The organism is Anatilimnocola floriformis (genome assembly GCF_024256385.1).
Classification (GTDB): Bacteria; Planctomycetota; Planctomycetia; order Pirellulales; family Pirellulaceae; genus Anatilimnocola; species Anatilimnocola floriformis.
On the sequence record NZ_JAMLFW010000004.1, the window covers coordinates 95,704 to 109,734 of the forward strand.

Annotated in this window: 13 protein-coding genes; 5 read left to right on the forward strand and 8 right to left on the reverse strand. The window is 58.4% G+C overall.

Going from position 1 to position 14,031, the window contains the following annotated elements; translation table 11 throughout:
- Positions 1 to 170 precede the first annotated feature (170 nt).
- Both M9Q49_RS34625 and M9Q49_RS34630 read left to right on the forward strand, forming a co-directional pair.
- Positions 171 to 713 (forward strand): GYF domain-containing protein, encoded by a 543-nt coding sequence (locus tag M9Q49_RS34625; RefSeq protein ID WP_254513916.1) that lies wholly within the window; start codon positions 171 to 173, stop codon positions 711 to 713.
- A gap of 99 nt (positions 714 to 812) precedes the next feature.
- Positions 813 to 1,328 carry a DUF4189 domain-containing protein gene (locus M9Q49_RS34630; RefSeq protein WP_254513917.1) on the forward strand — a complete coding sequence of 172 codons (516 nt, stop codon included), beginning with the start codon at positions 813 to 815 and terminating at the stop codon, positions 1,326 to 1,328.
- Between the two features lie 21 nt (positions 1,329 to 1,349).
- Here the strand turns inward: M9Q49_RS34630 and ilvA are convergent, their stop codons facing one another.
- Positions 1,350 to 2,870 (reverse strand): threonine ammonia-lyase, biosynthetic, encoded by a 1,521-nt coding sequence (gene ilvA / locus M9Q49_RS34635; protein WP_254513918.1) that lies wholly within the window; start codon positions 2,868 to 2,870, stop codon positions 1,350 to 1,352.
- 20 nt (positions 2,871 to 2,890) lie between these two features.
- The gene (gene ada / locus M9Q49_RS34640) at positions 2,891 to 3,976 is read right to left on the reverse strand and encodes a bifunctional DNA-binding transcriptional regulator/O6-methylguanine-DNA methyltransferase Ada (RefSeq protein ID WP_254513919.1); all 1,086 of its coding nucleotides are present in this window, start codon (positions 3,974 to 3,976) and stop codon (positions 2,891 to 2,893) included.
- Positions 3,977 to 4,134: 158 nt separating this feature from the next.
- Here ada and M9Q49_RS34645 point away from each other — a divergent pair, with 158 nt between their 5' ends.
- The 3 genes from M9Q49_RS34645 to M9Q49_RS34655 all read left to right on the forward strand — a co-directional run bounded on the left by M9Q49_RS34645 (position 4,135) and on the right by M9Q49_RS34655 (position 6,308).
- Positions 4,135 to 4,539 (forward strand): bleomycin resistance family protein, encoded by a 405-nt coding sequence (locus M9Q49_RS34645; protein ID WP_254513920.1) that lies wholly within the window; start codon positions 4,135 to 4,137, stop codon positions 4,537 to 4,539.
- Positions 4,540 to 4,600: 61 nt separating this feature from the next.
- On the forward strand, positions 4,601 to 5,554 hold the full coding sequence (locus M9Q49_RS34650) for a glycoside hydrolase family 18 protein (RefSeq protein WP_254513921.1): 954 nt from the start codon (positions 4,601 to 4,603) through the stop codon (positions 5,552 to 5,554).
- 67 nt (positions 5,555 to 5,621) lie between these two features.
- Complete coding sequence (locus M9Q49_RS34655; RefSeq protein ID WP_254513922.1) at positions 5,622 to 6,308, forward strand: hypothetical protein; 687 nt, start codon at positions 5,622 to 5,624, stop codon at positions 6,306 to 6,308.
- A gap of 5 nt (positions 6,309 to 6,313) precedes the next feature.
- Here M9Q49_RS34655 and M9Q49_RS34660 read toward each other — a convergent pair whose 3' ends face one another.
- The 6 genes from M9Q49_RS34660 to M9Q49_RS34685 all read right to left on the reverse strand — a co-directional run bounded on the left by M9Q49_RS34660 (position 6,314) and on the right by M9Q49_RS34685 (position 13,928).
- The gene (locus M9Q49_RS34660; protein WP_254513923.1) at positions 6,314 to 6,958 is read right to left on the reverse strand and encodes a DUF4339 domain-containing protein; all 645 of its coding nucleotides are present in this window, start codon (positions 6,956 to 6,958) and stop codon (positions 6,314 to 6,316) included.
- A 78-nt stretch (positions 6,959 to 7,036) separates the two neighbouring features.
- The gene (locus tag M9Q49_RS34665) at positions 7,037 to 8,707 is read right to left on the reverse strand and encodes a toxin-antitoxin system YwqK family antitoxin (protein ID WP_254513924.1); all 1,671 of its coding nucleotides are present in this window, start codon (positions 8,705 to 8,707) and stop codon (positions 7,037 to 7,039) included.
- Positions 8,708 to 8,740: 33 nt separating this feature from the next.
- A complete protein-coding gene (locus tag M9Q49_RS34670) occupies positions 8,741 to 9,877 on the reverse strand; it encodes a mannitol dehydrogenase family protein (RefSeq protein ID WP_254513925.1) in 1,137 nt (378 codons plus the stop codon).
- Complete coding sequence (locus M9Q49_RS34675) at positions 9,874 to 10,896, reverse strand: zinc-binding alcohol dehydrogenase family protein (RefSeq protein WP_254513926.1); 1,023 nt, start codon at positions 10,894 to 10,896, stop codon at positions 9,874 to 9,876. The genes M9Q49_RS34670 and M9Q49_RS34675 overlap by 4 nt, the downstream gene beginning before the upstream one ends.
- Before the next feature lie 125 nt (positions 10,897 to 11,021).
- On the reverse strand, positions 11,022 to 13,241 hold the full coding sequence (locus M9Q49_RS34680) for an NADP-dependent isocitrate dehydrogenase (RefSeq protein WP_254513927.1): 2,220 nt from the start codon (positions 13,239 to 13,241) through the stop codon (positions 11,022 to 11,024).
- Between the two features lie 144 nt (positions 13,242 to 13,385).
- Positions 13,386 to 13,928 (reverse strand): hypothetical protein, encoded by a 543-nt coding sequence (locus M9Q49_RS34685; RefSeq protein ID WP_254513928.1) that lies wholly within the window; start codon positions 13,926 to 13,928, stop codon positions 13,386 to 13,388.
- Positions 13,929 to 14,031 lie beyond the last annotated feature (103 nt).

Below are 14,031 nucleotides of genomic sequence, written 5' to 3' on the forward strand. Positions count from 1 at the left end.
GAAACGACGCGATCGATCATACCAATCGAGCCCGGTCGCGCAACAGCAGCCCAAATTCAGTCGTCTTCCTAAAAGATGGGGAAACGTGCCCCTGGCAACGCTATACTGCCAGCCGCAATTGGCGTCATACGCGATCCTAGGGCAGGATTCACAGACGAGGTGTTTTCACCGTGACTACCGAATCGCAGAATTGGTTCTATCGCGATTTTGCCCGCACCGCTCCCGTGCATGGTCCGCACACGCTGAGCGAATTGGCCGAACGAGCCCAGACTGGGGAACTGGCTTACGATTCACTCGTCCGTTGCGGTGATGGCGAGTGGCTTCAGGCCGATCGAGTTACGGAGCTCATCCTCGCACTACGGCAACGACGGCGACCGGAATATGAAGTTGACGACGAGAGTGCGCCGCCGTCTCGCACGAACACGAAGATAACTCCTCTCAATCGGCGACAACTGAACTGGCGTAGCTTGTTTGTCGTGGCCGTCTTCTTGGGTGTGGTTGGCGGCGTGCTAATAATCATCGGTTTTTCGGACCGGCACTATGGCTTTTTCGCGCTGGTCGGCCACATAGTCTCTGTGGTGGCTTCGGTCATTTTTCTATGCGCCATCATTCGCTGGGCGATCGAACCCCTGTTTGGGCAATTGGTAGATACCAACGATCGGTTGGCCAAGATCGCCAAGCTGTTGAAAGAAAAGGACCGCGACGGCAAATAAAAGATTATTGGCAGAGCGCTGTCACAACGGGCTTCGTCGCTGGTATGGGTTTCGTCAGGCAGATTTCGCCTGGCAATCCCCCTAACCAGGAGCCCGCCGATGAACCTTCGTCATATGTTTTGTGTCGCCAGCGTTTTCGTTTGTTTGGCCGCGTTGTGCTCCACGGTGTGGGGCCTCGATGTGAGCGACGATAGCTATGCCGCCGTGGCGTATGCTCCGTCGACCGGCAATTTTAGCTATTCCTACAACCACGGCAGCCGAGCCTCTGCCGAACAGGCGGCCCTGCGTCGCCTGACCGAGAAAGACGCCAAGATCGTCTGCTGGGTCAATCGCGGTTTCTGTGCTCTCGCCATCGGCGACGAAGTGGGCCGCTATGGCACTGGTTGGACCTTTGGCGACGACGCCAGCAACACCGAAGCCATGGAAACGGCTTTGCGAAACTGCCGCGAACGAACGAAAGGTGCTCGCATCGCCATCTGCCTCGTTTCCGACGGCCAATATATCTACGAACCCAAGCCGATCCCGCGCGTCCTGCCGGTTACAAATCCCGAACCGTCGGCGAGCTTGTTCCCCTCGTTCCCGTTCCTCAATCCAGAACCGCGAGTAGCTCCTTAGTTGGCAAAATGCGACTCGGCACTAGCAGAGGAACAAATGATAAACCGGGTTCTGGGTCTCATCGACATAGCGATAGTCCAAGGAATCGATGAACGTCCGAAAGGTGGCCAGATCAGCGGGCGGCACTTGAATGCCGACGAGGATCCTGCCGTAGTCGGCTCCTTGGTTGCGATAGTGAAAGAGACTGATGTTCCAGTCGGGATGCATGCCGGAGAGAAATCGCATGAGTGCTCCCGGTCGCTCGGGAAACTCGAAGCGATAAAGCTGTTCGTTGGCGTTGAGTTGGCTGCGGCCGCCAACCATGTACCGCAGGTGTTCCTTCGCGAGCTCGTCGTCGACCAGGTCGAGCGCGCTGAAACCTTGAGTAGCGAGCGACCGGCGGATCTCGGGAACTTCGCCCCGATTGTTGATCGAAATGCCGACCAACACGTGAGCCGTTCGTTCGTGCGAAATGCGATAGTTAAACTCGGTTACGTTCCGCGGACCGATGGTTTCGCAGAGGCGGCGGAAACTGCCGCGCTCTTCGGGAATGGTGACGGCCAGCAGGGCTTCGCGTTCTTCGCCCGCTTCGGCCCGCTCGGCGACAAAACGCAAACGGTCGAAGTTCATGTTCGCGCCGCAAGTGATCGCCACGAGACTTTCGCCGCGCAAGTTGTGTTGAGCGATGTACTGCTTCAGCCCGGCAATGCCCATGGCGCCAGCGGGCTCGAGAATGCTGCGGGTATCTTCAAAGGCATCTTTGATCGCGGCGCAAACCGCATCGGTATCGACCGTCACGAAGTCGTCGACGAGTTCGCGCGTGAGACGATACGTTTCCTGGCCAACTTTTTTGACGGCCGTTCCATCCGAGAACAGGCCGACGTCGGGGAGCGAGATTAACTCTCCCGCCGTGACCGAATTCAGCATGGCTCGCGAGTCGGTCATCTGCACGCCGATGACTTTGATCTCTGGCCGAACCGCTTTGATGTACGCAGCCACGCCGGAAATCAGCCCACCGCCGCCGATCGCGACGAACACCGCGTGCAAAGGATGCTGGTGTTGCCGCAGAATCTCCATGCCGACCGTCCCCTGGCCTGCGATCACGTCGGGATCGTCAAATGGATGAACGAAGATGTAGCCGTGCTTTTTCTCGAGCTCGAGGGCATGGGCATACGCATCGGAATAACTGTCGCCGTGCAGAATGACCTGGCCGCCGAGCGAGCGGACGGCATCGGACTTCAGCGTAGGAGTGGTGACCGGCATGACGATGACGGCCTGACAGCCGAGCCGACGCGCGCTGAGAGCAACTCCTTGGGCGTGATTGCCCGCCGAGGCACAGACCACGCCGCGCGCGAGTTCGTCGGGCGAGAGACGCACCATTTTGTTGTAAGCACCGCGCAACTTGAAGCTGTGGACGGGCTGCGTGTCTTCGCGCTTCAACCAGATTTGATTGCCGAGGCGTTGCGACAATTTGGTCGCGGGATCTAGTCGCGATTCGATCGCGACATCGTACACGCGGGCGTTGAGAATTTTCTGCAGGTAATCGAGTAAGCGTTTTTCCATGAGTTGATTTCGTACTTGATCTAAGCTTTTTCGCGCTGCAGCAGTTGCTCTTTGCGTTCAATTCCCCAACGATAGCCCGACAAATTACCATCGGTTCGCACCACGCGGTGACAAGGAATCGCCACGGCGAGCTTGTTCGCGCCGCAAGCCTGCGCGACCGCGCGGAAGGACTGCGGCGAACCGATCTGCCGGGCAATATCTGCATAGCGGACGGTCTCGCCGGGCGGGATCTGTTGCAAAGCTTGCCACACGCGTTGCTGAAATGCAGTACCGCGAATGTCGAGCGGCAACTCGCTGCCAAGGGCCGGATTTTCCACGAGGCCGATGACTTCGGCTACGAGTTTATCAAACTTCCCATCGCCGCCGGTCAACTCTGCGTTAGGAAAACATTCTTCCAGTTCGCGCAACAGTAACTCCGCATCGTCGCCGAGCAGAATCGCGCAGATTCCTTTATCGGTTGCGGCGACTAGAATCGAACCCAAATTGCACTCACCGATCGCGAACTTGATTGCCAGGCCTCGCCCGCCTCGCTGAAAGTTTGTCGGCGTCATGCCGAGCGCAGCATCGGCAGACTCGTAAAAACGGCTGCTGGAGTTGAAGCCAGCGTTGTAAACCGCCGTCGTGACATTTTGATTTTGCATGAGTTCCTCGCGAACACGCCGCGAACGGTTGGCAACAGCGTACGCCTTCGGCGTGAGACCTGTGTGCTGCTTGAAAACGCGATGAAAATGAAACACGCTCCAACCGATGGCAGTTGCGAGTTGTTCCAGGCTGGGTAGTTCGACCGACTGCTCGATGAGTCGGCAAGCTTGGGCCACGGCAGCGCTGTGATTTTCCGCCAGCGCCGCACCTTTCGGCTTGCAACGTTTGCAGGCCCGAAATCCCGCTCGCTCGGCAGCTTCCCAGTTCGCGTGGAAAGCAACGTTCTTTCGCAACGCCCTGCGAGCAGCGCAGTTCGGCCGGCAATAAATACCCGTCGTGCGCACCGAGAAAACAAATGCTCCATCGGCATTCGCATCGCGGTCGACGATGGCTTGCCAGCGACTTTCATCGTTGGTGTAGCGCGCGACCGGAGTTGTGTGCGAAGTTTTCTGTTTCCTGCTCATAGCTCCATGGTAGCGCAAAATCGAAAGGCGAAAACTCCGGTTCTTGCTTTCAAATTCGCTTTCTGGCCAAATTGCGAGCAGCTAGTTGCTCGCGAATTATCCGGTCTCCAGGATTGAACTGATGATTAGCTGCAACGCCTTGCCCAACCGAGGTTTCGATGGAAGTCCACGGCCTGACACCGATTCTGAATGTCTCCGATATTGTCGCCAGCTTTGCCTGGTTCGAAAAACTCGGCTGGAAGAAGCTCTGGGATTGGGGCTCGCCGCCGACATTTGGCGCCGTGGGGAGCGGCAAAGTCGAGATCTTTTTGTGCGAAGGCTCGCAAGGTTCGCGCGGCGGCCCGATTCCGCAGAACACTTGTGACGGCGACACTGGCGGAGTGTGGATGAGCTGGTGGGTCGCCTCGCCAGCCGTGGTCGACGAGACGCACGCTCTCGCACTGCAACACGGCATGTTGGTAACACACCCACCGACGAATGAGCCTTGGGGTGTGCGCGAATTTCATCTGGTTCATCCCGACGGCCATACGTTTCGCGTGAGCGCGGGATTGAAATGCGAGTGAACCGCGTTACTCGATAAATTGGTTGCACGGTTGCCGAAGAGATCCGGCCGAAGGAGTTGTCATGCGGTTTTGTTTGTTGCCGATCCTGGTATTGGGTTTGCTGGCGTGGGAACTCCCCGCGCAGGAACAGCCTCGCCCTGACGCACCTGGCTTTCGTGTCGCCGCCTATTTGCCGGAGTATCGCGCAGCCGATTTTGAGCCGCGGCTGGCGCGGTTACTTACCGATTTGATTTTGTTCTCCGTAGAACCGACCGAGACGGGCGAGATTCAGATTTCTCGCCTGAAAAAATTTCCCCTGGATCAGCTGCGCGCGTGGAAGACCAAAGAGCGAGTTCGTTTGATCCTCAGCATCGGCGGCTGGGAACGTTCGAAGCACTTTGCCGTGGTGGCGACTTCGCCGGAGAAACGGCAGACGTTTGTGAAGGAAGTCGTCAAGCTCTGTCTTGATGAACGACTCGATGGCATCGATCTCGACTGGGAACATCCTCGCGATGCCGCCGAGCAGGAAGGTTACGCCGCGCTGCTGACCGAACTGCGAGCCGCCTTTCAGCCGCATGGCTTGCTTCTCTCGGTGACGATCGCCGGTTGGCAGAAGATGCCGAAGGAGGCGTTCGCCGCAGTCCACTGGGTGCAAGTCATGTCGTACGATCATGATGGCGAACACGCGACCTTCGAGGCCGCCATCGCCGATGTGAAAGCCGTGCGCGACGCCGGCGCACCCGCCGAGAAGATCGTGCTCGGCGTTCCCTTCTACGGCAGAGACACCACGCGCCGCAATCGCACACTTACCTATCGCGAGATCATCGCCCGCCATGATCCTAAGCCCGACGTCGATCTGATCGACAGCATCTATTTCAACGGCCCCGCCACCATCACGCGCAAAACCGAATATGCGTTGGAATCTCGCCTGGGTGGGGTCATGGCTTGGGAACTGGGGCTTGATGTGCCGACAGAGCGATCACTGCTGCGTGCGATCGATGCGGCCGTGCGGAAGAACGAGACCGGCGGCAAGTGATTGATTTGCTTCAATGAAACCCGCATGATGAGCGACTGTTAATTCGGCCTCTCTGTTGCGTGCGACCATGATACTGCCCTGCCCGCATTGTCATCAGCCGATCAACTGCGCCGGCATTGGTCCGGGGCAAGTGATTGGTTGTCCTGCTTGTCGCGCGCCGCTGCGCACTCCAGGCACCGGTCCTGTGCAGCCGGCTGCACCTGTGACGACGTTGCCACCAGCCGAGCCGAAATCGAGCGGCAGTCCGCCGACGCGATATCAGCTGCCTCTGCCCAAGCCGAGTAGCGATCCCGATGGCATGATGATTTTGTCGCCGACGGCGAAGGTGCTGATTGCGGCGGGCATGATCCTGACTCTGGTGGGGATTTTTGCGACGGTCAGCATCTTGCAACGCCGCCAGGCCGCCGCCGAAGACGCCCGGCTGGGTATTAACCGTGAAGAAGTCGATCGCGAAGAACGGCTGGCCGATCAACTGGCCATGGCCCTGGTGACGCACTACCTCGGGGCCGCCGACAAACCAACGTTCGTGACGCTACGGCGGGGCGACTATGTCGAACGTATTCCGGGCCGAGGAAAATATTATCGCGTTCACGGTCATGTTCGCGCGCTCAACGGACAGTCGGAGCGGGCGACGCATAGCTACACGGTTGAAATTCGTTTTGACCCAGCGGCTGAGAAAGGTTTTGTCTGCCACTCTGTCTACGTCGGGGGCGGTTCGCTGTACTCGAATCCATACATTGAACCGCGGCAATGAGCGCGTCATTTCTGCCAGGGTTGCATGACTTTCTTATTTTGCCGATTGAATTCTTCTTGATCGAAGGTTGGGCGATCGGCAGGAATTTTGGTTTGCCGTTTCGATATTTGGGAGAGGGCTTCGCGCCGACGTTGTTCATCACGTAGCTCCGCTTGATCCACCACGCGTTGAACTTCGCGTCGCTGGTCGTCTCGGGCTTCATTCAGAACGACTCGCGCCACTCGCGCGACAAACCCCAAGACGACGAGAACCGTGACCACGAGTCCGCCGAGCCATTTGTAGTAGGCCTGATCTTTTTCGACTCGTCGTGACGCGCGCGGGGCGGAGTAAGTCGCTGGAGTCGAACTGTAGGACTTGGGGCCCGTATCGATGGTGAAGCCAGTCGCGGAAGTCGCCGCCGCCTGCGGATAAACTGCTTGCGGAAATGCTGGTTGCTGATAACCAACCTGGGGGAAATTGGCTCCGGCCCCGTATGCCGCCGGCGAAACCAATTCCGGCACGTTACGAACGAGCGTCCACTGCTGCTGCCCGACCAGGCAAACATGGTCGTCGAGTCGTAGTCGCCCTTCATCCACCCACTGCTTCAACTGCTGGAATGGTAGCGGGCCATACTGCTGCGAGGCGATGGAACAATACCACTGGTTGTTCATAAAGGTGCCCGCACATGAAGGAAACGGTATGTTTCCAGCATACCCAGCGTAGGGGGTGTGGGCAACCGCGATGCTGCGTTACCGGCCCTCGACAAAAGTATGCTCCACGCGTGCAATCACTCGGCATTCGACGGCGTGACCGCGCAGCCGGCCTGGCTGGAAACGAAGCTGGGTGAGTAGCGGCGGATAAGTGTTCCAATTCCCTCCCGAGTAGATGCTGCTGCCGTTCGCCTTCGCGGCGGTCACCTGGCCTGTCGTGTCGACCGTGAGAAAATACGTGATCCCATCTTCGAACGAACTGCAATCTTCGTAGCTCGACTTGATCGTGCCGGCCTGGTTGCGCTCGTGCACTTCTTTCAAGAACTGCGGAATCTGCAGTTCGGCTTGCACTTCGGGCAAGTTCAGCGGCTGCGGATATTCGTCGACCGCGATGTGCCGCCAAATGGTGTAGAGCCTTTCATTGGCTTCGAGTTCGATCACCACCGCCGGAACGGGACGATCGAACTTCGGGAACTCCTGAACGGACTCTTCTTCGCCCTGCACAAACCTGGCAATCTTGCGGACTCGCCCGTTGTTCCAATAACTCGTCGCTTCGCCTTCTTTGATTCCAGCGACATAGTGCTCGATTCCCCATAGTACGCCCTTACTCCAGGTCGTCACCTTGCCGTGAGGAATACCGTCCTGCAGTTCCGCTTCGCGCACGAACAACTTCTCGAAAAAGAGTTCATGCGACACGGCAAGATCGCCGTCCGGCTCGCGAAACGTTCCCTGGCCGTTTGTCACGATTGGCTGACGGCCTGCGTTCCAGGCATTGTGCACCACCAGCACTTTGTCGGACTTGTATTCGGCTTCCAGTTCGGGTGAGCCATCGTTAAAAAACTTCACCCAGCGGCCAACCTTGTCTGCTTCGATGGTATTAACTTCCTCGGCAAGCTGGCCGTTCTCGTGAAAGACTTGAATTGGTTCCGAAGTGTAGCCGCTCTTCTCGGCGACATAACGCTTCTGCAGCGCGCCGCTGGGATAGAACCATTCCTTGATTAGATTCGTGCCGCGTTTCGACTCTTTGTACTTCAAATTTCCATTGGGCCAGAAGTCGCCGGAAACCTTGCCCGATTTATAAAACACGCTGTCGCGCAGACTCCCATCGTCGAAGTACTCGCGGTACACCCCGTGCGGCTTGCCTTTTTTGACTTCCAGCGATTCCTTCAGGTTGCCACTCTCGTCGCGGGACTCGATCGTGCCAGTAAAGTTCACATCGATCGGCTGGCCCGTTTCATCGGTCGCTAGTTCGCTGATGTGGGTACGGATCCAAGCTTGAATCGCTTTGCTGCCGCGATTCTTGGAGATGGCGAAAGCGCGATCTAGTTTTTCAAACTCCGGAATACTGCCGAACAGCCCGTCCCACGGATTGTCGACGTTGAACTCGGCTTGGTGCTGCAGATAAATCGTCTCGGCGCTGCGTAGCGCCGTGGCGATCTTGGGCAACTCGAGTTCATCGAGCAGAGCGGCCAACTCGACCACACCCCGGTTGCCACGGTGGTTGTAGAAGAACTGCGTGAAGCCGCCGTTGAGGACGTTGTATGCAGCCGCCGACCAGGCTGCGACCACCGCGTGGAGGGGCGAGAGCGGCGAATCCGGAAAATGCTCCTGGTGGTTCGCGATCGCCTTTGCCAACGCTGACGCTAGTTCGTCTTCCTCTGCGCGAAAGAATTCGATGCGACTCAGCTGGGGCAACTTTAAATTCGTCATCGTCACCGGCCCATGCTCGATCGAGAGAGATGTTCAGGTCACCTTCGTCGCTAATACTTCCGCTAGTTTCGTCGGCGAGCGGCCGAAGAGTTTCACGTACTCGTCGTGCGTCGGTTGCAATCGCACGCGGATTTTGTCGGCGTGGTTGAGAGCGATGTCGGCCAGCTTGTGTTGTTGATAAGGATTGCGCAGACGATCGAACGTCGCATCGGCAAAGTCGGCGACGCCGGGAATGCGATAGGCAATCGTCGGCACGATCTCTTCGTACAGCAGGTCGCGAATCCAACGCGTGGCCTTCAGGTCTTTGAGAACGTCCTGCACCGTCGTGAAGCCGCGGTCCTTGAACTTCGCCACCATCGCGCTATGCAGGCCGTTCAGCATGCGAACTTTGCGGAGATAAAACGGCGACAGATCGTCGACGAGTTGCATGGCTGGATGGTTGAAAAGAACCAGGTTGCCATTCGCCGGCCGTTCGACGGCCCAGAGGGCATAAGGCTCGGCGCAGGTGAGCAGCGCGTCGTTTTTGGCGAGTGGATGATCCGCGGGCGGACTAGTCACGATGCAATCGACCAGGTTATTCAGCCAGAGACATTCATTCGTCAGCCAAGTCTTGAACTCGGTCGGTAGCTCCCATGCCGTTGCTTGCTCGAGGACAAGAGCTCGCAACTTATCGGCGTTCCGTTCAATCAATTCACACGGCAGAATCGTGATGCCGCGGAGCCGATGATTGAAACGGGCCCAGAGCGTTTGAGTTACTTTGCCCGGCAGCGAGGCCGGCGGATGGCTGACGAGTTTGTCGGCGGGGTCGAGTTTGTAACCTGCTTCCGTCGCATTGCTGACGATGTATTTCAGTTCGGTCGAGCAGGCGATCCGCAGCACCTCGCGCCAATCATCGGCAGCGACAATCGAGCGGCTGATGCTGGCAACAGGCTCGGGGCGCTCGATCAGTTCGCCATGTTCGTAGCCGCGAACAAGAACCGTGAAACTCTCCTGAGCCTGAAGCGAATCGGCCCGGCCGTCGATCTCGCGCTGCACGACGACGACGCGGCCCACTTGCTGACCAGCGTCGTTGGCTTGCTGAATGAAGCGATCGACGAAGGCGCGGAGAAAACGGCCGGCGCCGAATTGAAGCACGGTTTCGGGCAAGGCCGCGTTTTTCGAAAAGCTCATAGCCCAACCTCAACGACGGCTTTGATAACTCCGGTCTCGGCCTTCGTGTAGGACGGGAAGACCTCGATCAGGTCTTCGAACTGCGAGCGATGCGTGATCCAAGGCGTCGTGTTGATCTGACCCGCTTCGATCAAGCCGATGATCCGCGTGAAGTCGCGCGGCAGGGCATTGCGCGAGCAGAGGAGCGTTCCTTCCGGCCGATGAAAGACCGGGTGCTTGAATTTCACTTCGTCGGTCGTAATGCCGACGTACACGAGGCGGCCGCCGGGAGCGACCAGGCCGAAGGCGTTCGACATCGACGCGGCAGAACCGGTGGCATCGATCACCACTTCGGGCAGATGGCCCTCGGTCAGATCGCGGAGGTTCTTCTCGAGATTTTCGTTCAGCAGCACCGTGTGATCGGCGCCCATCACTTCGCGGCAAAACTTCAGCCGTTGCTCGTTCATATCGAGCACGATGATCTTTGCGCCGGTGAGCTTCGCGAAGACGAGCGTGGCGAGACCGATCGGGCCAGCGCCGATGATGAGGCAATACTCGTCGCTCTTCAGCTCGCTCCGGTCGACCGCGTGGCAGCCGATGGCGAGCGTTTCGACGAGGGCCAGTTGCTCGAATTGGAGCTTGGCCGAAACGTGGAGCTTGCGCGCGGGCAAGACAAAGTACGGCCGCAAACCGCCGTCGCGATGCACGCCGAGGACCTGCAGTTTTTCGCAGCAGTTCGGCTTACCGCGCTTGCTCGAATAGCTGTTGGGATCGTTGATGTACGGCTCGACCGAGCAGCGATCGCCGGCTTTCACGTTGGCCACATCCGGGCCGACCTCGACCACTTCCACGCCGAGCTCGTGCCCCGGAATGCGCGGATAGCTGAAGAACGGCATCTTGCCGAGATAGCCGCTGAGATCGGTCCCGCAGATGCCGACATTATGCACGCGGACGATGGCCTCGCCCGGCCCCGGCTTCTCCGGCTGCGGAATGTCGATCTGTTTCCAGTTCTTCGGGGCTTCGAGTTGGAGAGCTTTCATGGCAGTCGAGAGGCGAGGGATGAGAGGCGAGAGACGGGGGAAATGCAAACAGGAAAGGCAAAAAGCTGGGCTGCAAGTCCGAGTCTTCAGTCCCTCGTCTCTCGCCTCCCGCCTCTCGCCCCTCTCTAAAGTGCCGCGAGGATGCCATTGAACGTCGCACTCGGCCGCAGTGCTGCCGACGCGAGCTTGTCATCCGGTTGATAGTAGCCGCCGACGTCGACAGGCTTGCCTTGGACGGCGATTAGTTCTTTGACGATTTGCTCTTCACTGGCCGTCAGCTTTTCGGCGATTGGCGTGAAGATCTTTTTCAAGTCAGCGTCGTTGTTTTGCGCCGCGAGAGCTTGGGCCCAGTAGAGCGTCAAGTAAAAGTGCGAGCCGCGGTTGTCGATCGTGCCGAGCTTGCGACCTGGCGATTTGTCGGTCTCGAGGAATTTGCCATTCGCAGCATCGAGCGTATCGGCCAGGACTTTGGCCTTCGCGTGTTTCTCGACGATGCTCAGATGTTCGAGCGATGCGGCCAGCGCGAAGAACTCGCCGAGCGAATCCCAGCGGAGGTAGTTTTCTTCTTGGAACTGTTCGACGTGCTTGGGTGCCGAACCGCCAGCACCCGTTTCGAACAACCCGCCGCCGTTCATCAGCGGGACGATCGAGAGCATCTTGGCGCTGGTGCCGACTTCGAGAATCGGGAAGAGATCGGTGTTGTAATCGCGGAGCACATTGCCCGTGACGCTAATCGTATCGAGCCCTTGCTTGATCCGCTCCAGCGAAAACTTACAGGCTTCGGCAGGCGGCAGGATGCGGATGTCGAGACCCTTCGTATCGTGATCCTTCAGGTACTTGTCGACCTTGGCGAGGATCTGGCCATCGTGCGCGCGATTCTTATCGAGCCAAAAGACGGCAGGCGTGTTCGAGAGGCGAGCGCGATTGACAGCGAGCTTCACCCAATCTTGCACCGGGGCATCTTTCGTCTGGCAGGCGCGCCAGATATCTCCGGCTTCCACGTTGTGTTCGATCAGTGTCTTGCCATCGCCATCGACGATGCGGATCACACCCGCGGCCGGAGCTTCGAACGTCTTGTTGTGCGAACCATATTCTTCGGCTGCCTGCGCCATGAGGCCGACGTTCGGCACCGAGCCCATCGTCTTCGGATCGAGCGCGCCGTGCTGACGGCAAAAGTCGACGGTGGCTTGGTAGATGCCGGCGTAGCTGCTGTCGGGAATGACGGCGAGCGTGTCTTGCAGCTTGCCGTCTTTGTCATACATCTTGCCGCCGGCGCGGATCATCGCAGGCATCGACGCATCGACAATCACGTCGCTGGGGACGTGCAGATTGGTAATGCCTTGATCGGAGTTCACCATGGCCACGCCTGGGCCATTTTCAAAGGCAGACTTAATGTCGGCTTCGATGGCGGCCTTCTCGGCAGCAGGAAGTGTCGCGACTTTCGCGACGAGATCTCCAAAGCCGTTCTTCAGATCGACGCCAAGCTTGGTGAATGTTTCGCCGTGCTTGTCGAACAACGTTTTGAAAAACGCCTTGGCGACGTGACCGAAGATGATGGGGTCCGAGACCTTCATCATCGTGGCTTTGAGGTGAACCGAGAACAGCAGCCCTTCGGCCTTGGCACGGGCAATCTGTTTGTGGATGAAATCGACGAGCGCCGTGACACGCATGCAGGTGGCGTCGAGGATTTCCCCAGCGAGGAGCGGCGTCTTATCTTTCAGCACGGTGACAGCACCGTCCTTGGCAACGAATTCAATCCGAGCATTCGTCGCAGCAGGAACGGTCACGCTCTTTTCGTTGAAGAAGAAGTCATCTTTCCCCATCGTGGCGATGTTGGTCTTCGAACTCGACGACCAAGCCCCCATCGAGTGCGGATGTTTCTTGGCGTAATCCTTCACCGCTTTCGGCGCGCGGCGGTCGGAGTTTCCTTCGCGGAGAACCGGATTCACTGCCGAGCCTTTGATTTTGTCGTAGCGGCCCTTGGCATCTTTCTCGGCGTCGTTTTTGGGCGACTCCGGATAGTTCGGCACTGCATAGCCATGCTTTTGCAATTCGGCGATCGCTTCTTGCAGCTGTGGCACGCTAGCGCTGATGTTCGGCAGCTTGATGATGTTGGCATCAGGCTTGAGCGTCATCGCGCCGAGCTCAGCGAGAGCATCGGGCACTTTTTGGGCGGCTGGCAACTGATCGGCGAAGGCCGACAGGATGCGGCCGGCGAGCGAGATGTCGCGGGTCTCGACGTTGATTCCCGCCTGCCGGGCAAAGGCCTGCACGACGGGAAGGAGCGAGTAAGTAGCGAGCGCAGGAGCTTCGTCGGTCTGGGTGTAATAGATGGTCGGCGACATAAGAGTTTCGCTTGGGCAGCGGAAAAATCGGTGCGAGAGGGGAATCGGCAAAACTAACACAGCCCCTATAGGTGGTCAACGCGGGCGAAACGGCTGGGCCAGCGGCGTTCTGACGGACGACCTACTCGTCGCGCGTTTCGCCAATTAGCTGTCAAACCAGAAGACGATCCGCGCAATGCGATTGGTCTCTGCCGTGTACTTCTGCAGATACTCCAGCAGCAAACGAAGTTCGCGGGGACACTGAGCCAGCGGATACTTGGCATGCGAGAGCGCTTCGACGACTTCAGCTGCGGTCAGCCAACTTGGTGAATGCCGGCCCGGATTCGTGAGGTGGCCTTCGGGCGAAGCGATCCAAGGAATCGTCGTTCCCTCTGGAAGCCAACTTGCTCGTTGCTGCGCCTCGAGCTCACGCGCTTCCTCGGGCGTGAAATACTCAACGACTCCCCAGGCGGCAGCTCGCTCGGCAGACATTACCGGCAGATAGAAATGACTCGCCGTATCGGCGCTGACGTTGGCTGGAATACCGCGCTGCGGAAACTTAGGAGGAATTTTCTCGCGCCCGCGCACGCCCGCCAAAGCAGCGAAGAGATCGTAGTCCCTGGGCATCCAAAACTCGCCGTCGGCAATGGCTTGGTAGGCGCCATTTTCTTCTTCAAACTCCGCATACATATGAATGTCAGTACCCAACGGAGTGTTTCCTGAGTTGGTCGTAGCGGGCGGTGTAAGCTTGGGCGGCGGGAAAATCGGTGCGAGCGGTTATTCGGCATAACTAACACAGCCCCTATAGGTG